We start from the raw sequence: 26546 nt of genomic DNA on the forward strand, positions 1-26546 counted from the left end.
TGCCCCGGCTATCCCGGACGCGCCGCCGGCGCGCCTGGCGGCCTTCCCGGCCCGGCCGCGGCTCCGGGGCCGGCGCAAGCGTCCGCGGGCCAGGCGCCGCAGGCCGGCCCGTCCGCGCCGGCTCCCGGCGGCCTCGGCCAAGCCGGCGGCTTCACGCCCTCGCCGGAGATGCAGGCGGCCCGCGCGGCCATGCGCCAGGCCTGCGCGGCGGACATGGCCAAGCTGTGCGGCGGCGAGCAGGGCTTCGAGGCGTTCCGCTGCCTGCGCCAGAATTCCGACAAGGCGAGCGCCGCCTGCCAGGCCGCCATGGCCAAGATGCCGCGCCGCGGCCCCGGCGGCGGAGGCGGTCCGCCGGGCGGCCGCTGATGTCGGGCGCCCGCGACGACGAATTCGGGCCGCCCGGCGAGCCGCCGGCCGAGCCCGCGCCGGCGGGGGGCGGTCCCTCGCGGCCGTTCATCCTGAGGCCGATCGCCACCTCGCTGCTGATGGTCGCGATCGTGCTGGCCGGGCTGGTGGGCCTGCGCCTGATGCCGCTCTCGGCCCTGCCGCAGGTCGATTACCCGACGATCCAGGTGCAGACCCTCTATCCGGGGGCCAGCCCCGACGTCATGGCCCAGACGGTGACGGCGCCGCTGGAGCGCCAGTTCGGCCAGATGTCCGGCCTGCAGCGGATGAGCGCGGTGAGCTCGGCGGGCGCCTCGGTCATCACCCTGCAGTTCGACCTGACCCAGAGCCTCGACGTCGCCGAGCAGTCGGTGCAGGCCGCGATCAACGCCGGCGCCGCGCTGCTGCCGGCCGACCTCCCGGCGCCGCCGGTCTACGCCAAGGTCAACCCGGCCGACGCGCCGATCCTGACGCTGGCGGTCACCTCCGACACCGTCCCGCTCACCGAGGTGCAGAACCTCGTCAACACCGAGCTCGCCCAGAAGATCAGCCAGGCGCCGGGCGTGGGGCTGGTCACCCTCAGCGGCGGGCAACGGCCGGCCGTGCGCATCCAGGTGGACATCCAGGCGCTCGCCTCGCGCGGCATCGGCATGGATTCGGTGCGCACCGCGATCACCAACGCCAACGCCAACGCCGCCAAGGGGTCCATCGACGGCCCGCTGCGGTCCTACGCGATCAACGCCAACGACCAGCTGCTCTCGGCGGAGGACTACAAGACCCTCGTCGTGGGCTACAAGAACGGCGCGCCGATCCGGCTCACCGACGTCGCCCAGGTGGTGGATTCGGCCGAAAACGTGCGGCTGGCGGCCTGGGCCAACCTGACGCCGGCGATCATCGTCAATGTACAGCGCCAGCCGGGCGCCAATGTCATCAAGACCGTCGACGCCATCAAGAAGCAGCTGCCGACGCTGACCGGCGGACTGCCGCCCTCGGTGAAGGTGACCATCCTCTCCGACCGCACCACCGGGATCCGCGCCTCGGTGCATCACGTGGAGCTGGAGCTGTTCCTGGCCGTGGCGCTGGTGGTGATCGTGATCTTCCTGTTCCTGCACAGCCTGCGGGCGACGGCGATCGCCAGCCTGGCCGTGCCGGTTTCGCTGATCGGCGCGCTCGGGGTGACCTACCTCTTGGGCTACAGTCTCAACAACCTCAGCCTGATGGCGCTCACCATCGCGACCGGCTTCGTGGTCGACGACGCCATCGTCATGCTGGAGAACATCGCCCGCCACGTCGAGGACGGGGAGAAGCCGTTCCAGGCGGCGCTGAACGGCGCGCGGCAGATCGGTTTCACCATCATCAGCCTGACCGTCTCGCTGATCGCGGTGCTGATCCCGCTGTTGTTCATGCGCGAGGTGGTCGGACGGCTGTTCCGCGAGTTCGCCGTGACGCTCGCCATCACCATCCTGATCTCCGCGGTGGTGTCGCTGACGCTGACCCCGATGCTGGCGGCCCGCTGGATGACCGCGCATCCGGACGCCGAGGGCGGCGCCATCGGGCGGCGTTCCAAGGCCATCTTCGACCGGCTGCTCGCGCGCTACGACCGGACGCTCAACTGGGTCCTCGATCGGCAGCGGGCGACGCTGATCGTCGCGGCCGGCACGCTGGTCTTCACGGCCCTGCTGTACCTGGTCATCCCCAAGGGCCTGTTCCCGACCCAGGACACCAGCCAGCTGCAGGCCCACACGCTCGCGGCGCGGGACATTTCTTTCGCGCGGATGAGCGAGCTGCAGCAGCAGGTCGCCGCCGAGATCCTCAAGGACCCCGCGGTGGCGAACCTCAGCTCGATCGTGGGCGTCGATGCGGCCACCAACAGCATGCTCAACAGCGGCCAGATGCTGATCGACCTGAAGCCCAGCCACGGCTCGCAGGACGCGGTGATGCGCAGGCTCAAGGCGCGCGCCGCCGCCGTGCCGGGCATCGCGCTCTACCTGCAGCCGACCCAGGACCTGACCATCGACGCCGAGACCGGCCCGACCCAATACCGTCTGTCGCTGGAGGGGGCGAACACCCAAGCCGTGCAGCAGTGGGCCGCTCGGCTCGCCGGCAAGCTCGCGATGCTCGGGCAGCTCGCCAATGTCACCACCGACGCCCAGGCGACCGCGCCGGCCATCTTCATCGACGTCGACCGCGACACCGCCGCGAGGCTGGGCGTCAGCACCTCCACGATCGACGACATCCTCTATTCCGCCTTCGGCCAGCGGATCGTCTCGACCATCTTCACCGAGACCAACCAGTACCGGGTGATCCTGGAATCCAATCCGGGCCTGGCCAACAGCCCGCAGACCATCGGCCAGCTGCAGATCCCGACGAGCGGCGGCCGGTCGACCCCGCTCTCGGCCATCGCCAGCATCCGCGAGCAGGAGGCGCCGCTGCAGGTCACGCACGTGGCCCAGTTCCCGGCCGCCACCGTCGGTTTCGACACGGCCCCGGGCGTGTCGCTCGGCGCCGCCGTCCGCGCGATCCGCGGCGCGGCGCGAGACATCGATCTGCCCTCGTCCGTCTCCATGACGTTCCTCGGCGCGGCGGGCGCCTACCAGAGCGCGCTCGGCAACGAGCTGTGGCTGATCCTGGCGGCGGTGGTCTGCGTCTACATCGTCCTGGGCGTGCTCTACGAGAGCTACGTCCACCCGCTGACCATCCTCTCCACCCTGCCTTCGGCCGGCGTCGGCGCGCTGCTCGCCCTGATGCTCACCGGCCATGACCTCAGCGTCATCGCCATCATCGGCATCATCCTCTTGATCGGCATCGTGAAGAAGAACGCGATCATGATGATCGACTTCGCGATCGACGCCGAGCGCGAGGAGGGCAAGAGCCCGCGCGAGGCGATCCACCAGGCCGCCCTGCTCCGCTTCCGCCCGATCCTGATGACCACCATGGCGGCGCTGTTCGCCGCCGTGCCCCTGATGATCGGCTTCGGCGAGGGGGCGGAGCTGCGCCGTCCGCTGGGCGTCGCGATCTTCGGCGGCCTGATCCTGTCGCAGCTGCTGACCATCTTCACCACGCCGGTGATCTACCTGGCCTTCGACCGGCTGCAGCCCAGGAAGCGGCGGACCGGCGCAACCGCTGGCGAGCCCGGTTTCGATTCTGGCCAGGAGCCCGCGACGTGAACCTTTCGGCGCCCTTCATCCGGCGGCCGATCGCGACCGTTCTTTTGACTGCGGGCCTGGCGCTCGCCGGCGCCGCGGCGTTCTTCGTGCTGCCCGTCGCGCCGCTGCCCAACGTCGACTATCCGGCGATCTCGGTGAGCGCCAACCTCGCCGGCGCGAGCCCCGCCACCATGGCGTCCAGTGTGGCGACCCCGCTCGAGCGGCGGCTGGCGGTGATCTCGGGCGTCAACGAGATCACCTCCTCGAGCTCGACCGGCTCGACCCGCGTGTCGCTGCAGTTCGATCTTTCCAAGAACATCGACGAGGCGGCGCGCGAGGTGCAGGCCGCGATCAACGCCGCCCGGGTCGACCTGCCGGCGACGCTCCGGTCCAATCCCACCTACCGCAAGCGCAACGCCGCCGAGCAGCCGGTCGTCATCCTGGCGCTCACCTCGCAGACGCGGACCCCCGGCCAGATCTACGACGCCGCCAGCAACATCATCCAGCAGCGGCTCAGCCAGGTGAACGGGGTCGGCGAGGTGGAGATCGGCGGCTCGTCGCTGCCGGCCGTGCGCATCGAGCTCGCTCCCTATGCCCTGAACGCCTATGGCCTCTCCGGCGAAGACGTGCGCGCCGCCGTCCAGGCGGCCAGCGCCAACCGGCCGAAGGGCGCGGTGGATGACGGCGCGCGGCGGCTGCAGGTCTACACCAACCGAGGCGGCCACACCGCGGCCGACTACCAGGACCTGGTGATCGCCTGGCGCAACGGCGCGCCGGTGCGCCTGCGCGACGTGGCCGAGGTGAGCGACAGCGTGCAGGACCTTCGCACGCTCGGCCTTTTCAACGGCCAGCCCGCGATCGTCGTGCTGGTCACCCAGCAGCCGGGCGCGAACATCATCCAGACCGTCAACAACGTGCTCTCGGTGCTGCCTCAGCTGCAATCCGAGCTGCCGGGCGACATCAGGATCCAGGTGGCCTCCGACGCCACCGTCTCGATCCGGGCCTCGCTGCACGAGATCGAGATCACGCTGATGATCGCCATCGTGCTGGTGGTGCTGGTGGTCAGCGCCTTCCTGCGCAGCGCGCGGGCGACGGTGATCCCCGCGGTCGCGACCATCGTCTCCCTGCTGGGCGCTCTGGGAGCGATGTACCTCCTGGGTTTCTCGCTCAACAACCTGTCGCTGATGGCGCTGACCGTCGCCACCGGCTTCGTGGTCGACGACGCCATCGTGGTGCTGGAGAACACCAGCCGGCATCTCGAGGCGGGCATGGGCCGCTTCGAGGCCGCCTTGCGAGGCGCCAGGGAGGTGGGCTTCACCGTCGTCTCGATGTCCGTCTCCTTGGTGGCGGTGTTCATCCCGCTGCTGTTCATGGGCGGCCAGGTGGGCCGGCTGTTCCGGGAGTTCGCGGTGACGCTGTCGGCGGCGGTGCTGATCTCGCTGGTCATCTCGCTCACCACCACGCCGATGATGTGCGCGTGGCTGCTGCGGCGCGAGGCGCACGGCCGGCCGCGCAACCGCTTCGCACGCTGGGCGGAAGCCGCCTGGAACCGGGTGCTGGTCACCTATGAGGGCAGCCTGGACTGGGCGCTCGCCAACAAGCTCCTCATCCTGCTGATCCTGGCCGCGGTGATCGGCCTGAACGTCTACCTCTACACCGCCGTGCCGAAGGGCTTCTTCCCGCAGCAGGACAGCCGCCGGCTGAACGGCGGCTTGCGCGCCGACCAGAGCATCTCCTCGCGCGCCATGGGCGAGAAGCTGCGGCAGATGCAGCGCATCATCGGCCGCGATCCCGCGGTCGCCACCGTGGTCGGGTTCACCGGCGGCGGACGCGCCGGCGGCGGGTTCCTGGCCGTGCAGCTGAAGCCGCCGTCGGAGCGCAGGGGCGTGAAGGGCCAGGACGTCATCCAGCGGCTGCGGCCGCAGCTCTCGCGGGTCACCGGCGTCGCCGTCTTCCTCAACCCGCAGCAGGACGTGCGCATGGGCGGGCGCGGCGGCAACGCGCTCTACCAGTACACGCTGAAGGCCGACAACAACTCCGACCTGCGCACCTGGACCATCAGGCTCAGCGAGGCGCTGAAGTCCGAGCCGGCGCTCACCGACATCGATAACGACGTGCAGGACAACGGCATCGAAGCCTTCGTCGACGTCAACCGCGACACCGCCGCACGGCTCGGCATCACCGCGCGCGACGTGGACAACGCCCTCTACGACAGCTTCGGCCAGCGGCAGATCGCGACCATCTACGAAGACGTCAACCAGTACAGCGTGGTCGAGGAGAACGCCCAGGCCTACGGCCAGAGCGCGCAGTCGATCGCCGGGGTGTACGTCGCGGCCCGCGGAGCGGCGCCGAGCGCGACCGCCGCGCCGGCGGGCCCGGCCCGCATCGCCCCGGTCTATCCTGCGGTGAGCGCCGCCTCGCCCCTGCGCTCATCGCTCGGCGCGATCTCAGGCTCGCTGGGCGGCGTGGGGCTCGCGCCTGCGAGCGGCGGCGGCGGCGGGGGCGCGGCCCCGGCGCCCCTCCGGGCTTCGGGCGGGGGCGGCGGAATTTCCAGCCAGCCGGCCCGCACGCCCTACGAGGGGCCGTCCTCCAATCTTGCGGCCACGCCGGCGGCAGGCGGCGGCGGCCAGGCCTCGCCGGACATTCAGGTGGCCGGCGGAACCTCGCGCGCAGGCGGGGCTTCGGCGGGCGGACAATCGGGCGCGAGCGGCGCTCCCTCCGGCGCGGCCACGGCCGCGAACGCCCCGCGCGCAAATCCGGGCCTGCGCGATTCGGCGACCGGGGCGGGGATCTCCACCGCGCCCAACCGCATGGTCCCGCTGCCGGCGCTGGCGTCCTTCGCCGAGCGCGCCAGCCCGGCCAGCGTCAACCACCAGGACGCCGAGCTCGCGGCGACCATCTCGTTCAACCTGGCGCCCGGCAAGTCGCTGAGCGACGCCCAGGCCGCCTTCCAGGACGCCGAGGCGCGGATCGCGATGCCGACCAACGTCCGCGGCGGCTTCCAGGGCACCGCCCGCAGCTTCCAGGAGCAGCTCAAGCAGGAGCCGATGCTGGTGCTGGCCGCGCTGGTGGCGATCTACATCGTCCTGGGCGTGCTCTATGAGAGCCTGATCCATCCGATCACCGTGCTCTCGACCCTGCCCTCGGCCGGCGTCGGCGCGGTGCTCGCCCTGCTGATCTTCAAGATGGAGTTCTCGATCATCGCCCTGATCGGGGTCTTCCTGCTGATCGGAATCGTCAAGAAGAACGCCATCCTGATCATCGACTTCGCGCTCGACGCCGAGCGGTCGCGGGGGCTGACGCCGGAGGCGGCGGTGCGCGAGGCCTGCCTGCTGCGGTTCCGGCCGATCCTGATGACCACGCTGGCGGCGGGGCTGGGCGCGCTGCCGCTGGCGATCGGCTTCGGCGAGGGTTCGGAGCTCCGCCAGCCCCTGGGCGTGGCGATCATCGGCGGCCTGATCGCCAGCCAGCTGCTCACGCTGCTCACCACGCCCGTGGTCTACATCTACCTCGACCGCCTGCGCCGGAAGCGGCGCGACGAGCGGTTCCTGAGCCGGGCGGGCGGCGCCGCGCCGCTCCCGGCCCAAGGGTGATCCCATGCGCCTTCGCCTGATCCGTCCCCCGCTCGCCGTCCTCACCGCCGCCGGCCTGGCGGGCTGCATGGTGGGGCCGAACTACCATCGGCCGGCCCTGCCGCTCGCGCCCGCCTACAAGGAACAGGGCTGGAGCCCCGCCCAACCGGCCGAGCTCGATCCCAGGGGCGATTGGTGGTCGCTGTTCAACGATCCGGGGCTCTCCGCCCTGGAGGCCCGCGTCGCGGTGACCAACCAGAACGTCGTGGCGGCGGAGGCGGCCTATCGCCAGGCCGAGGCGCTGGTGGCCGAGCAGCGGGCGGGCCTCCTGCCCACCATAAGCCTGGACGGCGGCGTGACGCGGTCGGGCGGCGGGCGCGGCGGCGGCGGCACGGTGATCACCCAGGGCGCCGGCGGGACCGGCATCGTCGCGAGCGGCGGCGGCCGCTCGGCTACGAACTACCGCGTGAGCGCCAGCGCAAGCTGGGCGCCCGACATCTGGGGCCGCATCCGCCGCTCCATCGAGAGCGCGCGCGGCAACGCCCAGGCGAGCCAGGCCGATCTGGCTGCGGCGACCCTCTCGGCGCAGGCGACGCTCGCCGCCGACTATTTCGACCTGCGCGAGCTCGACGCCGAAGCCGCCCTGCTGCGCGAGGAGGTCGCCGGCTTCGCCAAGAGCCTGCAGATCGCGCAGAACCGCTACAACGCCGGGATCGCACCGCACTCCGACGCGCTGCAGGCGCAGAGCCAGCTCGCCTCCACCCAGGCCGACCTCGCCGACCTGGAGCGGCGCCGCGCCGCCTTCGAGCACGCCATCGCCGTGCTCACCGGCCAGACGCCCGAGGCCTTCGCCCTCGCCGCGGAGCCCACCTGGACCCCGTCCATCCCGGGCGCGCCGGCCGGCGTGCCCTCGCAACTCCTGCAGCGCCGTCCCGACGTGGCCGCGGCCGAACGCCGGGCGGCTTCCGCCAGCGCCCAGATCGGGGTCGAGACGGCGGCCTACTTCCCGGACCTGACCCTCACCGGGACCTATGGGTTCTCCGCCACCGAGCTCGGCAAGCTGTTCAGCGCCTCCAACAACTTCTGGTCCTATGGGGCGAGCCTCGCCGAGACGGTGTTCAACGGCGGGCTCACGCACGCCCGGGTCCGGGCCGCCCGGGCGAACTACGACCGGGCGGTGGCCCAGTACCGCCAGGCGGTCTTGGCCGCGCTGCAGGACGTGGAGGACCAGCTCGCCGCCTCGCGCGTGCTGGCTTCGGAGTACGACCTGCGACGCCAGGCGGCGGCCGATGCGGACCTCGCCGCGACCATGGTGCTCAACCAGTATCGGGAAGGGCAGGTGGCCTACACCAACGTGGTGACGGCCCAGGTGCAGGCGCTGAACGCGCGCCGCACCCTGCTGCAGGCGGCGCTGTCGCGGCAGACCACGGCCGTGGCGCTCGTCCAGGGCCTCGGCGGCGGCTGGACGTCGCCGTTCTGATTACCGCCGCGCCGGCGGGACGCCTTGGGGGGAAGGGCGGCGCGGCACGGCTTTCGCTTGGAAGCGCCTCATGAGCCGGAATGAGACAGCCGGCGAAGGGGAAAGCCCATGTCCGCATCCGCCATCGTCGCCCGCACCGCCGCCGGCGGCATCGAATATCTGCTGAGCCAGCAGCCGGGGCCCCGCTGGAGCCCGCGCCTGCAGATCGCCGCGCGCTACGCCAGCGTCCGGGAAGCCACCCGCGTCGCCTTGCGCCTGCCGGGCCGCTTCCGCGCCTATGCCCTGCCGCTCGGCCCGAACGGGGCCGACCTGTTCGCCGAAGCGGTCTGAGGCGGAGCGATTTGCGCGGGCCGCACGGTCCGCGCCCTTACTTCAGGCGATGCGCCAGATAGGCCGTGAGCAGCGGTATCGCCACGAGCACGCCCACATTGAGCACGATGCAGAGCGCGCCGAGCAGCCGGCGCCCGCGCCGGAAGTGGAAGACGGCGGCTTCGCTCATCACGCCGGTGATCGGACCGAACACCAGCCAGGGGGAAAGCCGCAGGCCGGTCAGGATCGCGGCGCGCACCTTCGGCCGGTTCGCCGCGTCCAGCCATCCCCTCTGACCCTGCATGAGCTCCCCCCGAGTGTCCCCAAGCGGGACGGTCAGGGAGGTCCTGGCAGGGGCCGTGCCAGTTGGTTTCCGAAACCTTAATCGACGCGTTGGACCGTCACGGTCGGCCTATGGCCTCGCCGCCCCGGGTCCGGGCCGCGCTCCGGAGGCCGCGCCGCGCCGCCCCGGCCCCGCCACCCCCGAGGTCGCCGCGACGACAGCGCAGGCGCCGTCGGACAGGCTGAGCACCGAGCAGGCCGCCGCCGCCGCCCTGGCGTCTTCGAATCCCGCCAGCTCGATGGCGAAGCCGTGGCCGCCAGCAGCCGGCCCGACGAAGGCGGCGCGGCCGTTGAGGATCGAGAGGTTGCGAGCCAGCAGGCGCTGAAGGGCCGCGGAGGCCTCGCTCTCGCCGGAGAAGGCGCCGAGCCGCACGCGAAGCGCAAAGTTGAGGCTCGCCGAAGGGAGCTTGGAGGAGGGGAGCCGCGCGGGCGGATGGGCCGGCGCCGGATCGGCGATGCTCGGGGGCGGGGCCGCGTCGGGCGGCACGGGCGGCGCCGGCGCCGGCGCGGGCGAGGCCGCGGCGGATGGAGGCGCGCCCTCGGCGGCGACGGCGGAGGGAGCGACGGCGATCGGCTGGGCTTCGGGGGCGGCGGCCGCCTTCTCAGGCGCCGGCGGCGGCGCCTGTGGGACGTCCGGCGCAGGCGCGGGCGCTGCCATCGCCTTGGGCGGCGGTTCGGAGGCCACAGGCGGGGCGGCGGCCACTTCCACCGGCTGGGCGGGCGCCGAGGTCGGCGCGACGGCGGCCGGCGCGGCCGATGTGGCGGCCACGACCACGGGCTCATCGGGCGGGGCGGCCGCGGCGGGCGGCGGAGAGGCGGCGATCGCCGGCGGTTTCGGGGGCGCGGCGCTCGGCCTTGCGGCCGCGGGCGCCTTCGGCCGGCGGGACTGGACGAGGATCGTGCGGCGGCTGCGCGGATGCGGCTGCGCGCTGGCCTGCAGCGGCCGCGGCGCGAGAGGATGAACGAAGTTCGGATCGCAGACCGCCCGCCATACGGCGTCGAGCTGGGTGCCCACGGTGGGGAAGCGCCAGTCCCCGTCCTGGTCGGCGATGATGTAGCCGGTGCCCGCGAGGTTGCGTCCGGGATGGCCCGTGGAGGCCCCCTGGCGAACCAGCCGCCGCTGGCAGTCGACGGCCACCTCCACCTGCGAGGAGAGGACCTCGACATCGTTGGGCAGCGGCGTCGGCGGCGCGGTCGCCTCCAGCCGCACGGTGACCCACGTGACGCCGTCGCGCACCTCCGGCCCGGCGATGATGCCGGCCACCGAGCCGCGGCTGACCGCCACCACCTGGGCGGGCCTGAGATCCGTCTCCTGCGCCAGCCACTGGGCCAGGGAGACGGGGTCCAGACCGTCGGGATAGCTGGCCGTGGCCGATGCCGGGCCGCAGAGTGCGAGGCCCAGGGCGGCCATGGCGACAGACGGCGCCGTGGACCGCGGGCGGCGGACAGCGGGCATGGGTTCGGCTCTCCCGACAGGAATCGAGGCGAAGTCTCACCGATCGCGCCGCGCGGCGCCAGTCGGCGAACGGTCGCTCCCCGGGCCCGAGCCCGGGACGCGACAAGCCGCGCCCTTGCGCCGGCGCAACAGGCCTCCTTTAAGGAATTGCACCCTATAAAGGGCGTTCGGGAGGGGCCGAAGCCATGTCCGCAATATTCGGAAAGATCCGCGCGTTCATTCTTCGGGAGCTCCGGGGCAGCTTCCTGTACGAGGTCTCCGGAACCCGGCTCGTGGTCGTGCTGATCTCCAGCGCGTTTGCGGTGTTCCTGGTCTGGGGGGCGTTCGCCCGCGTGGACGAAGTGACCCGCGCGCAGGGCAAGGTGCGGCCGTCCAGCAAGGCGCAGATCATCCAGAGCTCCGAGGCGAGCACCGTGAGCGCGATCCTCGTGCAATCGGGCGAACGGGTGCACAAGGGCGAGCTCCTCGTGCGCCTCGACGACACCCAGTCCTCCTCCGAGCTCGGCCAGATCCAGGCGGAGAAGGAGAGCCTGCAGGCGCGGGCCGCGCGCCTGCAGGACGAGGGCGCCGGCCAGGGCTTCACCTGTCCCGCCGACGTCAAGCAGACCTCGCCCGAGGCGTGCGCCAACGAGCAGAAGCTGCAGCAGGTCAGGGCCGAGGCCCTGGCCAGCAAGAACTCGGCCCTGGTCGCCGCCGTGGAGCAGCGCCGGCGCGAGATGGCCGAAGCCCAGGCCACGGCCTCCAGCCTGCGGACCAGCCTGGCCTTGTCTCAGAAGCAGGTCGCGATGCTGGAGCCGCTGGCCGCCAAGAACATCGTCCCGCAGACCGAGCTGCTCACCGCGCGCCGCGAATTGACCGACACCCAGGGTCGCCTTGCGGCCGCCGAGCAGCAGATCTCCCGCTCCGCCGCGGCGGTGCGCGAAGCCCAGGCGCAGGCCCAGTCGAACAACTTCCAGTTCCGGCAGGACGCGCTGGACGAGATGAACCAGCTGCAGGGCAAGCTGTCGGTGATCGCCGAGAGCTCCAAGGGCGCCGCCGGCAAGCTCGAGCGCTCGGAGCTCCACTCGCCCGTCGAAGGCATCGTCACCGACGTGCAGGTGGCGACGATCGGCGGCTTCGTCTCGCCGGGCCAGAAGCTCATGGAGGTGGTGCCGGTCAACGACAAGCTGCTGATCGAGGCGCGCGTGCAGCCGAAGGACATCGCCTTCGTCCACGTCGGCCAGCCGGCCCTGGTGAAGGTGACCGCCTACGACTTCTCCATCTACGGCGGGCTTCCGGGCAAGGTGGTGCAGGTCTCGGCCGACAGCGTCTATGACGAGCAGGCCAAGGAGGCCTACTTCACGGTGATCGTCGAGACGCCCCTGTCGTACCTGACCTCGGGGCAGCGCCGCCTGCCGATCACGCCGGGCATGATCTGCACGGCCGACATCATCACCGGCCGCAAGAGCGTTCTCGACTACCTGCTGAAGCCGGTGCTGAAGGCGCGCGGCGACGCGCTGCGCGAACGATGAAGGGGACCGACGCGGCGGCCATCGAGGCCGAAGAGGCGGAGCGCTCCGGCAACCGGCTGCACTTCCGGGTGCTGTCCATCGGCGGCGCCCGCAAGGCGTTCCGGCTGGAGATGATCTACTGGCGCGCCCTCGAGCTCATGGCCGAGCGCAACGGCCGCAGCGTCGCCGCGGAGGTCGAGGCTCGCCTCGGCCAGGCGGAGCACCCCAACCAGACGTCGCTGCTGCGGGCCAACCTGACCTCGGATCTGTTCGAAGCCTGGCAGGAGGCCGAAGCCCAGCTGTCGCGGCCCGACTGGTCGGCGATGGTCGCGGCCCTGCCGACGCCGGCGTTCCTGGTCAGCCGCCGCTCGGTGCTGCTGGCCGTCAACGAGCCGCTGCTGGTCATGCTGCAGAGCCTGCGCTCCGCGCCGGGCACCCCGTTCAACACCCTGCAGGGCGCCGCCGACCTGAGGGTCCAGGTGCCGGATTCCGCCGGCGCCGAGCTGCGCGCCGGGGCCGAGCGCAAGTTCGTGGTCTGCAACGTGACCTTCAAGGGCCAGGACCAGAGGATCGTTTGCCGCGCGCGGATGATCTCCGCACAAGGCGCCTCGCCCGGCGCGGCGAACCTGCTCGGCCTGATCGGCGGCGCCTAGGCCCGGCCGGACCGCTCGCGGGCCCGCCTCAAAGCCCGCAATCGGATCGGATGTCGCCCGGGCTCAGCGCGCGAAGGCGGGGGTCACGGTCACCATGCTGGCCAGCGTGATCCCGGGCGTGCGCTGGAAGCCGTGCATCCATTCGCCGGCGGAGCTGAAGGTCACCACCGGCCGATAGTCGGCGACGCGCTCGGCCGGCATCACCTCGTCGACGCCGCTGTCGAGCACCCAGTAGCCGTCGTCCATGCGCACCAGCAGCAGCGCGTGGTCGGCGCGGCGCACCAGGTCGTGGGCGATCAGCAGATAGAGGTCGCGGCTCGGCACCCCGGCCGCACGCAAGAGCTCCATCTTGGCGATGGCGTAGTCCTCGCAGTCGCCGCGGCCGCGGGCCAGGGTTTCGCGGGCCGAGGCCCAGTAGTCGCTCACGCCGTAGTTCTGGATGTCGCTCTGGAAGGCGACGGCATGATTGATCCAGGCGTTCGCCGCCTGCACCCGCGCCCGCAGCGGCAAGGCGCTCAGCGTGCTCACCGCCTCGCGCCAGCGCGCGTCGGTCGGCGGCGCGGCGTTCGCGACCCGGCGCCAGCGCCAGTCGAGCCCGGTCTCGGAGACCGGCAGGGCGATCGAGCCGAACACGCTCGGATCGGGCCCGACCGGAACCGGCGCATGGAATCCTTCTGACCGCGCCTCCGCGGGCGCGCGCACGTAGGAGGCCTCCAGCAGCATCGGCCGGACCGCGCCGGACGCGGGAACGGCGGGCGCCGGCGCGGCGCTCGGCGCGGCGCGGAGGCCGTTCTGGACGCGGGTGATCTGCGCCAGCGCCGATCCCGTCGAGGAATCGTGGAACGCGTAGGCCGCCGAGGCCCCCAGCGTCAGGAACTGCGCGGCGATGGCCTGGGCGCTCGGCGCGGTTTGCGCATGCGCGGCCGGCGCGGCGCAGAGCGCCAGCGCCGATGCGGCCGAAGCGAGCCTCGCGAGAAGATCAGGTGAAGATGAAGTCTTCCTCATGCGCGCAGCATGAGGCGATCGACTTAAATTCTAGTGCAGAAGTACTGCAAACGTCAGGTAAACTGTCTTGGTATAGATCGATTTACTTTAAGGCGGATTCATCTAACCGATTAACCTTGCTTCGGCGCGTCCGGCGCGGCGGCGAACGAGCTGCAGCATAAGCGGCTATGCGTCCGCCGGGCGGCCCGGCCCGGGCGGGGCGCGGCTGAGAGCCAGGTATCTAGTGGATCGAAGGCATCGATCCACAACATGTTGCGTCTCCAGAGCGTCAGCATAAGAATCTTTTCGGTCCTCGCGATCAGCGCTTGGTGGCTGCGAACCCCCCGCGATAAGCCTTGCCGTAAGGATTTGTTAAGGGTGGGCATTAGTCATGGCTTCTTCCAAGCACGTGCGCAGCGCTTCGGCTTCGGGCCATCGTCCCGAGAGCGCCTCCAAGGCTCAGGCTGCGGCTCTGGCCGCGGCGGGCAACGCCCAGGCCGCCGAGGTCCCGCGCCAGGGGGCGGCGGCCGCCGGCTCCGCGCACGTGGTGCGCATCCACGCCACGCCGAGCGAGACGGTCAACCTGCCGGCCGGCGTCGAGCTGCGCGACATCACCGTCGACGGCAAGAATCTGGTCGTCCACCTGCCGGACGGATCGATCCTGATCATCGTCGACGGCGCGGCCCACCCGCCGCACGTCGCCATCGGCGAGGCGGTCGTCGCGCAGGACACCCTCGTCGACCTGATCCACATCGCCCAGACCGAGCCCGCCGCGGGTCCGCCGCCGAGCTCCGGCGCCGACTTCGCGGTCGCGGCCGGCGACATCGGCCCGGGCCTCGGCCTCACCGGCCTGCTCCCGCCGACCGATCTGTCGTTCTCGCAGCCGCAGTTCGATCAGGTCCAGGATTTCCTGAACCGCACCCCCACCGTGGTGGTGGTCACGCCGAACCAGCCGGTCGGCGTGATCAACGCCGTGACCGACGTCAGCGAAGCGGGCCTGCCGGCGCGCGGCGCCGAGCCCGCGGGCTCCGACCAGGCGGCGAACTCCGAGTTCACCACCGGGACCATCGTCTATACGGCCGGCGACGGCGTCACGACGGTGTCGGTGGGCGGCGTGGCGATCGCCGCCGTCGGCCAGACCTTCACCAGCCCGTTCGGCGTGCTGACCATCACCAGCATCGCGCCCGGCGCGATCGGCTTCGGCTTCCAGCTGACCGACAACACGCTGGACCAGTCGCATGTGACCTTCCCGGTGCACGTCCAGGACAGCAACGGCGACGGCGCCGATGCGACCCTGACGATCAACGTGATCGATGACGTCCCGACCGCGCGGGCCGATACCGACAGCGTCGACCACGGCGTCGCGGGCGGCAACGTCGTCACCGGCGTGGGCACGACCAGCGGCGCGGCCGGCGCCGACACCCAGGGCGCCGACGGCGCGAGCGTCACCAAGGTGGCCAGCAACAACGTGCCCGCCGACGTCGCCACGACGGCCGACGCCAATCACAATCTCGTCGTGAACGGCCAGTTCGGCACGCTGACGCTGAACGCCGACGGCGACTACACCTACGCCCGCACAGCGCCCGCAGGTTCGCTGCAGAGCGGGCCGGTGCACGATACCTTCACCTACACCCTGACCGACGGCGACGGCTCGACGAGCTCGACGACGCTGACGGTGGACCTGCCGCAGGATGCTTCGCCGCCTCCGCCGCCGCCTCCGCCGCCCCCGCCGCCCCCGCCGCCGCCGCCCCCGCCGCCTCCGCCTCCGCCGGTCGCGCCGCATGGCAGCGAGGTCGCGCCGATCTCAGTTTCCGAGACCCATCTCCCGGCGGGCACGGATCCGAACGGGCCGGACCTGACGCAGGCGACCGATCCCAGCTTCACGGCGGGCAGTTCGTCGCTGACCGGCTTCGCCTTCTCGACCGACCTCAGCAACCTGGTCACCGACAGCAACGGCGCCGAGAACGGCGGCACGATCACCTGGACGCGCGTCGACGCCACCCACGTCGTGGGCATGATCGACGGCGACGTGACGGCGATCACGCTGACGCTCACGCCGCCCACGGGCGACTCGATCGCGGCGAACGCCAGCGGCTCGGCGACCGTCACGGCGGTGCTGAAGCAGGCCTTCGTCGACGCCACCGGTTCCGATCACCTCAACCTGGGTTCGATCGGCGTCGTGGCCACCGGAGCCAGCGGCACGGCCACCGATGCGGTCGGCGTCACCGTGCTCGACGACTCGCCCATCGCCAGCCCGGACACCGGGACGGTGGCGACCGGCGACACCCTGGTGGTGAGCGCGGCGAGCGGCTTGCTGCACAACGACAAGGCCGGCGCCGACGGCTTCGCGGCCGATCCAGACGCGGAGTCCGGCGTCGGCGGCGTGGTCGGCGTCGCGGCGGGGACCGACGCCAGCGCCCCGGTCAGCGGCGGCGTGGGTGTTGTCGTCCACGGCGCGTTCGGCGACCTGACCGTCAATTCCAACGGCTCGTACGACTATGTCGCCAAGCCGAACCAGCAAGCCGGCGCGGTCGACCACTTCGTCTACACGATCCAGGACGGCGACGGCGACACCTCGACCACCAACCTCGACATCACCGTCAACGGCACCGATCTCACGGCCGGGAGCGACACCGCCCTGGTCAACGAGGCGGGCCTCGCCGACGGCAGCAATCCGGGGACGGGGAATGTCTTCAACGGCGACCTGACGGCCCACGTCAGCGGCGGGGCCGGCGGCGACACCTTCACGCTGCTCAGCTCCAACCTGACCCACGGCACGCTCGTGCTGAGCGCGGACGGGACCTACACCTACACGCTGAACTCGCCGGTCACCGAGGCGACCGCCGACAACGGGACCGACACCCAGCAAAACGTCGACAGCTTCACCTACCAGGTGACCGACGCCCACGGGAACACGTCCTCCGCGACGGTGAACGTCAACGTGGTCGACGACACGCCCACGGCGGCGGCCGACGTGACAGACGCCGGCGCGCACAATGTCGTCACGGTCGCCGCCGCGACCGGCGTCATGGCCAACGACGTGCCGGGCGCGGACGGCGCCACCGTCACCGGGGTCAAGCTGCCGGGCGATGCGTCGTTCGCCGCCGCCGGCACGCTGGTGCACGGCCAGTTCGGCGACCTGACGCTGAACGCCGACGGCAGCTACACCTATACCCGCGCGGCCGGCACGCCCGGCGCGGTGCAGGACGTCTTCGACTACCGGATTACCGATGGGGACGGGGACACCTCCACCACGACCCTGACCATCGACATCGACGACAATCCGGTCACGGTCAGCAACCTGACGCCCCAGGCGGACGGCGGCGACGTGACGGTGTTCGAGATGAACCTGCCGGCCGGTTCCTCGCCCAACGGCGCGGCGCTCACCCAGGCGGGGACCTTCTCGGTCAGCGCGCCCGACGGCCTGGCCGGCCTGACCATCGACGGGCACGCCTTCGTCACGGCCGGCGCGTTCACCGCCGGCAGCTTCACCACCGGCGACGGCAACACCCTGGCGGTGACCGGCTTCGACGCCGGCACCGGCGTGGTCAGCTACACCTACACGCTCAACGCGGCGCAGGTCGACGCGCCCGGAGCCGGCGCCAACAGCGCCTTCGAGAGCTTCGCGGTGGTCGCCACCGACACCGACGGCGACACCGGCAACGGCACGCTGGTCGCCAACATCGTCGACGACCTGCCGACGGCGGCGAATGACATCAACAACATCGCGGCGCAGACCTCGGTGACCGTGGCCGCGGGCTCCGGCGTGCTCGTCAACGACACCCAGGGCGCCGACGGCGCGACGGTGACGGGGGCCCACGCCGGCGCCGGGGCGGGCGCGTTCACGGCCGCGGGGACGCTGATCCACGGCTCCTTCGGCGACCTGACGCTGAACGCGGACGGCGGCTACACCTACGTCCGCACCGCCGCCAATCCCGGCGCGGTCAGCGATGTCTTCACTTATCAGATCACCGACGGCGACGGGGACGCCTCGACGGCCACCCTGACGATCGATATCGGTGACAATCCCACCTCGCTGACCCTGCCCACCGAGGGCGGCGCGGGCGCGCTGGTGCACGAGGCCGGCCTGCCGGGCGGCTCGGACGCGGCCTCCAGCTCGGAGACCACGACGGGCACGATCACCTACTCGGCGCCCGACGTTCCGGCCACGATCACCATCGGCGGCACGGCGATCACCGCGACCGGCCAGGTGATCCACGGCGCCGACGGCGACCTCACCGTGACCAGCTTCTCGGCCACCTCGGTCGGCTACAGCTACACCCTGCTGCACGCCACCAGCGGCGACGCCACCCACGACGACTTCGCCGTGGTGGTGACCGACAACGACGGCGACACCAGCTCGGGCACGCTGAAGGTCGACATCGTCGATGACGTGCCGACCGCGCATCTGGACACCAATTCGGTGACCGCCGGCGGGACCACCTCGGCGGCCAACGTCGAGGCCAACGACGTGCCGGGCGCCGACGGCTTCGCAGCCGGCGGCGGCGTGGTGGGCGTGGCTGCGGGGACGAGCACCGCGACCCCGGTCAGCGGCGGCCTGGGCGGCTCAGGCATCACCACCAGCCTCGGCACGCTCGTCCTGAACGCCGACGGCAGCTACACCTACACCGCCAAGTCGAACGTCTCGGGCGTCGACCACTTCGTCTACACGATCCAGGACGGCGACGGCGACAAGTCTACGACGACGCTGGACATCACGGTGAATGGGGCGGGCCTTACGGCCACCAGCGACGCCGCGCTCGTGAACGAGGCGGGGATCGCGGTCATCGGCTCGCATGCCGGCGACGGAAGCAACGTGTTCAGCGGCACGGTGGCCGACAACGTGAGCGGCGGCGTCGGGACCGATACCTTCGCCCTGACCGGCAGCGGCACGACGAGCCACGGCACGCTCGTGCTGAACAGCGACGGCACCTACACCTACACGCTGCAGCATCCGGTCACGGAGAGCCCGACCGCCAACAACGGCACGGACACCGTCCCGAACGTCGACAGCTTCACCTACCAGGTGACCGATCACAACGGGAACACGACCACCTCGACGATCAACGTGTCGGTCGTGGACGACGTCTCGTCCCTCGGCGCGATCCCCGACTCGACGGTGATCAACGCCACCGGCAACACCTCGACCGGCACCTTCGCCTTCGCGGCGGGCGCGGACGGCTGGCACAACTTCGACATCACCGGCCCGACGCTCACTGGGATCAGCTACACCGAGACGCAGCTGGCGAACGGCACCGAGCTGATCGCCAAGTCGACCAGCGACGGCACGACGATCTTCACGCTGGAGGTCGATAACAACGGTGCCTACACCTTCGACCTGGTGACGCCGGACGCGGGCAGCACCCAGACCTTCGCGCTGAACAACCTGGCGCCTGGGAACCAGCCGAACTTCGCCGAGACCACCGACGGGACGATCGAGTTCAGCACGCCGACCGGCAACACGGTGAACTCCTCGACTCCCGGCTTCGGCATCAACAACCAGTTCGTCAGCAGCACGGAAGCCTTCACCATGGAGTTCCACAGCCCGGGCAATCCCGGCGTGGACGACGATCCGAACAGCAATCCGCTGTTCGTCAGCCAGGTCGTGCTGGACAACAACTCGATCAACGGGTCGCTGACCGTCTCGTGGACGGCGACCAACACGGTCACCCACGAGACCGTCACGGTGAGCGGCGTCAACATCACCGGCTCGTCGACGACCTTCAATCCGGGCTTCGACTTCAACGAACTGACGATCACCGGCACCGGCGGCTCCGGCCAGGGCGTGCGCTTCTCGCAGGCCACCCTGACCGAGACCATCCTGCCGCAGAGCGAGGACCTGCCGTTCACCGTGACGGCGACCGACGGCGACGGCGACGTCACCGCGCCGCAGACCTTCACGGTCCACGTGGACGCGAGCTCCGCGCCGATCGTGCTCGACATGACCGGCCACGGCCTGAACTTCGTCGACCAGTCGGCGGGGGTGACCTACGATTACCTCGCCAACGGTTCTGCGGAGCACACCGCCTGGGTCGGCGCCGGCGACGGCATCCTGGCGGTCGACGCCAACCACGACGGCACGGTGACCAACGCCTCGGAGTGGGTGTTCACCGACCGCGTGCCCGGCTCGACCAGCGACATGCAGGCCGCCGCGATCGAGTTCGACACCAACCACGACGGCAAGCTCACCGCGGCCGACGCCCAGTTCGCGCAGTTCGGCGTCTGGCAGGACGCCAACGGCAACGGCGTGGCCGATGCGGGCGAGTTCAAGACCCTGTCGCAGCTCGGCATCGTCTCGATCGACCTCACCAACGACGGCCGCGCCTACTCGGCGGCCAACGGCGAGGTGCAGGTGAACGGCACGGCCAGCTTCACCCGCGCCGACGGCACCACCGGCCTGGTGGGCGACGTCACGCTGGGCGTCGGCGGCTCGGATCCGCTCAAGGGCGCGGTGCAGCAGCTGGCGGCGGCCAACGGCGGCTTCGTCAGCACGCTGGTGGCCGCGGGCCTGATGGCTTCGGTGGACGTGACCGCCGCGGCGGCCGCGAACCTGTCGGACCACAGCTCGACGCTCCCGAGCCTGCAGCCCACGCTGGACGACTCCTCGGCGAAGGGCGGCCTCAACGCCTCCTCGGTCCTGGAGGACACGCACGAGACGACCACGCCGGTCTCGTTGCTCTCGGCGGGCGCCGCGGCCTCCGCGTCGCAGCCGCAGCACAGCCCCTCGACGTCGGACGCCACGCTCTCGGCGCCGACCTCGCTGGACCAGCCGCACGAGACCGCCGCGCCGCAGTCGGCCATGGGCGGCGAGGGCAACCCGCTCGCGGACGCCCCGGTCGGCTCACCGGCCCCGGCGTTCCTCGACGGCTCGGCGATCCCGCTGGGGGCGGCGGCCCAGGCGCTGATCGCCCACGCGGTGGCGGCGGCGCAGGCGGCCCACGGCGCGCAAGGCGTCCCGGGCGCGCCGGCGGCGGCCAATGCGGCGCCGGTCGCGCAGGGCTCGGTCGCCCACGTCCTTGCCGACGCCCTGGGCGCGAACCACGCCCTGGATCAGCTGCTGGCCTCGCTGCCGGCCGGCCAGTCCGCGGCGCTGCCCGGGGTGGCGGCGCCTCTGGCCGCGGCCGCAGTGGCCGAGGCCGGCGGCCCGGCGATCCTGGCGCACGTCAACCTCTCGTTCGGCGACATGGGCCTCATGTTGCACCTTGACCATATCGCCCCGATAAATCATGCATAAAATAAGTTAGGTCTGTTCCGCGACCGTGGGTCTCTCTACGGTCGCGGCTCAGGTGGGGGTCTAGGACGTTGGGGGAACCATGAAAACGGGATTGCTCGCCGCAACCGCGGCGATGCTCGCGGTTGGGTGCGGCTCAGCGGCGATGGCTCAGGCGCCGCGCTCGCCGATCCTCGCCAAGGGCTCGGCCGGCGCGATGCGGGCCGACGTGGAACAGCGCTACAGCGCCGCCGTGGCCATGTCGCGCTCGCCGGAAGTCATCCGCGCGAACGACGAGCGCTTCACCTGGGCCTCCGAGACCAAGGTCGCCTGCGGGATCGCCATCGGCTTCCTCAAGACCGGCACGGTCGACGAGGACAGCATCGACAAGTGCGACCTCTACTACCAGCGCATGCAGATGCCGCCGGCGCCGATCATGACGCCGCCGGAGCCCGCGCCCGCCCAGGCCGCGGCCGCCGCGCCGCCCTGCGCCACCAAGCTGCCGATCGTCTTCTACTTCGGCTGGAACGTGGCCGAGCCGCCGGCCGAGGCCGCCGGCGTCGCCCAGGCATCGGCGCAGCAGATGCAGGCCTGCGGCTGGCAGAACCTGAGCGTGTCCGGCTACGCCGACACCTCCGGGTCGACCGCCTACAACCAGAAGCTCTCGGAGGCGCGCGCCCGCAACGTCGCCAGCCTGCTCGAGAGCGCCGGCGTATCCGCCCAGTCTCTGACCGTGGTGGGCTACGGCGAGACCCGGCCGGCCGTGCCGACGCCCGATGGCGTGCGCGAGCCGCAGAACCGCCGGGTCGTCATCAACACCGCGGGGGCTCAGTAATGCTCAGGGGGCGGCACATGAGAATGTTCGGTTTCAAACAGGGGCTGCTCGCCGCAGGCGGCGCACTGGCGCTGTCGGCGTTCGCCGCCGGGCCAGCCGGCGCCATCGAGCTGAAGGAGGCGATCCAGATCGCGGTCGACTCCAACCCGCAGGTGAACCAGGCCATCCAGGACAAGCAGGCGATCGACTTCGAGCGCCGTCAGGCCCAGGGGCTCTACCTGCCTAGGCTCGACGCCGAGGTCAGCGCCGGCGTCGAACGTCTGGACAACCCGACGCGTCGGGCGCTGGGGCTCGACACCCAGACGCTCGGTCCGATCGAGGGCAGCCTGACGCTGCAGGAGACGCTGTTCGACAGCGGCAGCCGCCGCTCGGAGCTCGAGCGCCAGGCCGCCCGCAGCGACGGCGCCGCGACCCGGGTCGGCGAGCGGGCCGAGAACATCGCTCTGGAGACCGCGCGCGAGTACCTGAACTACCTGCTGCAGCAGCGGCTGGTGGCCGCCGCCCAGGACAACGTCGCCTACCACGAGAAGATGGTCTCCGACCTCGGCGAGGGCGTGCGCTCAGGCTCGATCAGCGTGGCCGACCAGCAGCAGGCGCAGGAGCGCCTCGACGCCGCCCGCGCCCGGGTGGTGGAGGCGCGCGAGGGCCTGGTGAACGCCATGATCGCGTTCACCACCCGCACCGGCGTGCCGCTCGACCAGGTGTCGATGCCGCCCGAGCTGCCGATCCCGGCGACGCTCAACGACGCCATCGGCGTCGCGCGGGAGAACAACCCGACGATCAAGATCGCGGTCTCGGACGTCGACGCCGCCGACGCGGTGGTCCGCAAGACCGAGTCCGACCTCTGGCCGAAGCTGGCCCTTGAGGCTCGGGCCCGCACGGGCCACGACGTGGACGGTTTCGCCGGCCGCACGAACGACGTGCTGGCGCGGGTGGTGCTGCGCTGGAGCCTCTACAGCGGCGGCATCAACCAGGCGAACGTCCAGGAGCAGGTCCGCCGGGCCAGCGAGCAACGCTACGTGCTGCACCAGACGACCCGCCAGGCGGAGGAAGACGTCCGCACGGCGTGGAACCGCGAGGAGCAGCAGGCGGCGCTGTTGCAGGAGCTGACCCGCCAGACCCAGGCTTCCGACCAGCTGATCAGCTCCTATGCCGACCAGTTCCGGGTGGGCCGCCGCTCGCTGCTCGACCTGCTCGACACGCAGAACACCCGCTACAACTCGCAGGTGCTGCTCGAGACGGCCCGGTTCGCCGAGATCTTCGCGCGCTACAAGCTGCTCGCCGCCACCGGCCAGCTGCTCGACACGCTCGGAATCCAGCGTCCACATGACGCAACGGCGGATTCTCGCGCCCGCTTTAAGGTTCCGCCAACTCCCCCGGCGGAAGTTATGCGACGGCGGCATGCCAACTGAGTCTCACCTGCCGCCTCCTCCGATGGAGTGACAGGGCGGCTGTGGAGATCAGGACGTGAAAATCGACAAGATCGCTCCCGGCCCCGAGGCCGGGAGCACGAGTGATTCCGTTCTCGAGGCGCTGCAGTACGTCGCGCGCGCCTACGACCGTCCGGCCGCCGCGGTGGTGCTCACCTCGGGCCTCGCCGTCGACGAGCGCGGCCGGCTGCCGTTCCACCAGGTCGAGCCGGCGGCCGAGCGGGTAGGCCTGCGCTCGCACGCCATGCGCAAGCCGGTTCGCGGCATCGCCGCGCGCCACGCCCCGGCGATCCTCGAGCGGCTCGACGGCGGGGCGCTCGTCCTCCTGGAGGTGAAGGAAAAGCAGCTCCGGATCTACGATCCCGCGCTCGGCGAGGAGCGCTGGTTCTCGCGCGCCGGCCTCGAGGCGGTCTACGCCGGGCGCCTCGTCACCATCGAGCCGGATCCCACCCAGGAGCGCGGCCTGGAGGGCACCGCCGTCGAGCCCGAGCCGCGGCACTGGTTCTGGGGCGAGCTCAAGAAGTACCGCGGCCAGTTCGGCTACATCGCCGCCGCCGCCTCGACCGTGAACCTGCTGGCCTTCGCCATGCCGCTGTTCACCATGAACGTCTACGACCGGATCATCCCGAACAAGGCGGCGGCCAGCCTGTGGGTGCTGGCGCTGGGCGTGTTCTTCGCGCTCGGCTTCGACTTCCTGCTGCGCATCGCCCGCGCCCGCATCATCGACGAGGTGGGCCGCGAGCTCGACCAGAAGCTGGCGCAGCAGCTGTTCGAGAAGGTGATGAACATCCCGCTCGCCGCACGCGAGGGGACCACCGGCGGGTTCGCCAAACGGCTGGCCGAATACGAGGTGGTGCGCGAGTTCTTCACCTCCACCACCGTCGTGCTGGTCATCGACATGGCCTTCGTGTTCGTCTTCCTGGCGCTGATCCTGGCGCTCGGCGGTTTCCTGGTGCTGATCCCGCTGGTGGGCATCGCGGCCATGCTGGCCGCCGGCTACAGCCTGCAGAAGGGCATGACGGCGACCCTGAAGGACGCCCAGGCCGATTCCGGCCTGCAGCACTCCACCCTGGTCGAGGCGATCGCCAGCACCGAGACGCTGAAGGCCATCGGCGCGGAGGGCCGCATGCTCGGCCGCTGGCGCCGCTACGCCGACATGAGCGCGGCCACCCAGGAGCATCTGCGCAAGCTCTCGGCGATCGGGGTGACGCTCGCCTCCTTCTTCCAGCAGGCGATCAGCGTCGGCCTGGTGGTCGGCGGCTTCTACCTGTTCAACGCCAACATGATCTCCATGGGCGCGATCATCGCCATCGTCATGGTGGCGGGCCGCTCGCTCGCGCCGGTGGGCCAGTTCGCCTTCATCATGACCCGGGCCAAGCAGGCCATGCTGACGCTCACGGCCCTGCAGAAGATCATGGATTCCCCCGACGAGCGGACGCTCAACCTGCGCAGCGTGACGCCGCAGGTCGGGGCCGGCGCCATCGAGTTCGACCACGTGACCTTCCGCTATCCGGGCGCCGAGGCCGACTCGCTGAAGGACCTGCAGCTGAAGATCACGCCGGGCGAGCGCATCGGCGTCATCGGGCGCGTCGCCTCCGGCAAGTCGACGCTGGGCCGGCTGATCTGCGGCCTCTATGCGCCCATCGACGGGGCCTACGTCGTCGACGGCTTCGACAGCCGCCAGTTCCACCCGCACCAGCTGCGCAAGGCGTTCCGCTACGTCGGCCAGGAAGCGGAGCTGTTCCACGGCACGGTGCGCGAGAACCTGCTGCTGGGCGCGGCCGGCGCCAGCGACGAGCAGATGATCGCCGCCGTCGAGCGCTCGGGGGCCGACATCTTCCTGTCGCGCGGCGCCACCGGCTTCGACCTGCCGGTGGGCGAGCGTGGCGCACGCCTGTCCGGCGGCCAGCGTAGCTTCATGGCGCTCGCCCGCGCGCTGATCGAGCCCTGCCGGCTGCTGTACCTCGATGAGCCGACCGGGGCCATGGACACCCAGAGCGAGGCCTACTTCATCGAGAAGCTGGGCAAGGCCATCGGCCCGAAGCAGACGCTGGTGATCTCCACGCACCGGGTCTCCATGCTGACGCTGGTCGACCGGCTGATCGTCATCGATGGCGGCCGGATCATCGCCGACGGCCCCAAGGCGCAGGTGATGAAGGCGCTCGCCACGCCGGCCGCCGCTGTCGCCGCCGAGTAGCGGCCTTCCTTCGCGCGCCGCCATCAGCCTGGTTCGCCAGGTTCCGTATCTGCGCGGCCGTTCAGAAATAAAAATGTCGCAGTGCTGTAATAGATCGCGGAACGATATAGCTTGCGCTAGAGTGAAATTCGCCTCCGGCGCGAAGATCTGTTGTTCAAAGCACCGAAATTACGTCGACCACCCGACCTCTGACCTGCGACGCACTGGCCAACTGTAGTTAACATCGATTAAATTCTGCTTGCCACCGGTATAACAAGTGCATAAAGCTCCGCCGAAATGGGGTTGGCGCACGCGTGTCCAGAATTGGCGCGCTGCGCCGATGAAAATACGGGTGGGGCTTTCAAGATGCCGACGGTTGTTGGGACGAGCGGCGCTGACACGCTGAATGGTCTGTCGGGCGATAATCTGATTTCGGGCGGCGACGGCGCCGACAAGCTGAACGGCGGCGCGGGCATGGACACGCTCGACGGCGGCGCCGGCGCGGACACCCTCAGCGGCAACTCCGGCAATGACCTGCTGGTGTTCAATGGCGCCGATGCGCCCGGCGCGACCGCGGATGTCTACGACGGCGGCTCCGGGATCGACATCCTGCAGCTCAACCTGACCAGCAGCCAGTGGTTCGGCGCCAAGTTCCAGGCGGATCTCGTCAACTACCAGACGTTCCTGGCAGTGAACACGAACCAGCACACGCTGGAGGCCACGAACGCGATCTTCAATTTCACGGCCTTTCCGCTGTCGGTCTCGAAGATCGAGCAGTTCACCGTCTCGGTGAACGGCCATACGCTCTCGATCGCCGATGACCCGGTCACGGCGCTCAATGATACCCTGACGGTTAACGAGGACAGCTCCGCGACGTCCGGGAACCTCCTGGCCAACGACATGGTCCCGGACCTCGTGGGCGGGGTTCAGGTCGGCGCTGCGGCGCACGGAACGGTGTCGCTGGCGACGAGCCTCAGCGATCCGTTCAACGCCAGCGCCACCGCCACCTACACGCCCGATCACGCCTTCTTTGACCATCTTGCCGCCGGCGTGACGGCGACCGACACCTTCACCTACAC

General features: G+C 71.0%; 15 protein-coding genes. 12 read left to right on the forward strand and 3 right to left on the reverse strand.

Annotated elements, in window-relative coordinates; translation table 11 throughout:
• The 5 genes from VLI41_RS04675 to VLI41_RS04695 form a co-directional block, all read left to right on the forward strand.
• The coding region (locus VLI41_RS04675; RefSeq protein ID WP_325266895.1) for a hypothetical protein at positions 1-366 on the forward strand (366 nt) is incomplete at its 5' end.
• The gene (locus tag VLI41_RS04680; RefSeq protein ID WP_325266896.1) at positions 366-3551 is read left to right on the forward strand and encodes an efflux RND transporter permease subunit; all 3186 of its coding nucleotides are present in this window, start codon (positions 366-368) and stop codon (positions 3549-3551) included. The genes VLI41_RS04675 and VLI41_RS04680, both read left to right, overlap by 1 nt.
• Positions 3548-7123 carry an efflux RND transporter permease subunit gene (locus VLI41_RS04685; protein ID WP_325266897.1) on the forward strand — a complete coding sequence of 1192 codons (3576 nt, stop codon included), beginning with the start codon at positions 3548-3550 and terminating at the stop codon, positions 7121-7123. Before VLI41_RS04680 ends, VLI41_RS04685 begins: the two co-directional genes overlap by 4 nt.
• Positions 7124-7127: 4 nt before the next feature.
• Positions 7128-8582 (forward strand): efflux transporter outer membrane subunit, encoded by a 1455-nt coding sequence (locus VLI41_RS04690; RefSeq protein ID WP_325266898.1) that lies wholly within the window; start codon positions 7128-7130, stop codon positions 8580-8582.
• A gap of 108 nt (positions 8583-8690) precedes the next feature.
• Entirely contained in the window at positions 8691-8912 is a 222-nt protein-coding gene (locus VLI41_RS04695) for a hypothetical protein (RefSeq protein ID WP_325266899.1), read from the forward strand.
• 37 nt (positions 8913-8949) lie between these two features.
• On the opposite strand, the gene VLI41_RS04700 is transcribed toward VLI41_RS04695, so the two are convergent.
• Positions 8950-9195, reverse strand: a complete 246-nt coding sequence (locus VLI41_RS04700; protein WP_325266900.1) for a hypothetical protein — start codon at positions 9193-9195, stop codon at positions 8950-8952.
• 108 nt (positions 9196-9303) lie between these two features.
• The gene (locus tag VLI41_RS04705) at positions 9304-10689 is read right to left on the reverse strand and encodes a hypothetical protein (RefSeq protein WP_325266901.1); all 1386 of its coding nucleotides are present in this window, start codon (positions 10687-10689) and stop codon (positions 9304-9306) included.
• Between the two features lie 185 nt (positions 10690-10874).
• On the opposite strand from VLI41_RS04705, the gene VLI41_RS04710 reads away from it, so the two are divergent.
• Both VLI41_RS04710 and VLI41_RS04715 read left to right on the forward strand, forming a co-directional pair.
• Positions 10875-12200 (forward strand): HlyD family type I secretion periplasmic adaptor subunit, encoded by a 1326-nt coding sequence (locus VLI41_RS04710; protein ID WP_325266902.1) that lies wholly within the window; start codon positions 10875-10877, stop codon positions 12198-12200.
• A complete protein-coding gene (locus VLI41_RS04715) occupies positions 12197-12832 on the forward strand; it encodes a ribbon-helix-helix domain-containing protein (RefSeq protein WP_325266903.1) in 636 nt (211 codons plus the stop codon). The genes VLI41_RS04710 and VLI41_RS04715 overlap by 4 nt, the downstream gene beginning before the upstream one ends.
• Before the next feature lie 63 nt (positions 12833-12895).
• Here the strand turns inward: VLI41_RS04715 and VLI41_RS04720 are convergent, their stop codons facing one another.
• Complete coding sequence (locus VLI41_RS04720; protein WP_325266904.1) at positions 12896-13837, reverse strand: transglutaminase-like cysteine peptidase; 942 nt, start codon at positions 13835-13837, stop codon at positions 12896-12898.
• 370 nt (positions 13838-14207) lie between these two features.
• Between VLI41_RS04720 and VLI41_RS04725 the strand changes: the two genes are divergently transcribed.
• The 5 genes from VLI41_RS04725 to VLI41_RS04745 all read left to right on the forward strand — a co-directional run.
• The gene (locus tag VLI41_RS04725) at positions 14208-21050 is read left to right on the forward strand and encodes a beta strand repeat-containing protein (protein ID WP_325266905.1); all 6843 of its coding nucleotides are present in this window, start codon (positions 14208-14210) and stop codon (positions 21048-21050) included.
• Positions 21051-21192: 142 nt separating this feature from the next.
• Complete coding sequence (locus tag VLI41_RS04730) at positions 21193-21861, forward strand: OmpA family protein (RefSeq protein WP_325266906.1); 669 nt, start codon at positions 21193-21195, stop codon at positions 21859-21861.
• Between the two features lie 17 nt (positions 21862-21878).
• The gene (locus VLI41_RS04735) at positions 21879-23273 is read left to right on the forward strand and encodes a TolC family outer membrane protein (protein ID WP_325266907.1); all 1395 of its coding nucleotides are present in this window, start codon (positions 21879-21881) and stop codon (positions 23271-23273) included.
• Between the two features lie 55 nt (positions 23274-23328).
• Complete coding sequence (locus VLI41_RS04740; protein WP_325266908.1) at positions 23329-25488, forward strand: type I secretion system permease/ATPase; 2160 nt, start codon at positions 23329-23331, stop codon at positions 25486-25488.
• A 345-nt stretch (positions 25489-25833) separates the two neighbouring features.
• The coding region (locus VLI41_RS04745; RefSeq protein WP_414692524.1) for an Ig-like domain-containing protein at positions 25834-26546 on the forward strand (713 nt) is incomplete at its 3' end.

Source organism: Phenylobacterium sp., from assembly GCF_035475775.1.
GTDB lineage: Bacteria > Pseudomonadota > Alphaproteobacteria > Caulobacterales > Caulobacteraceae > Phenylobacterium.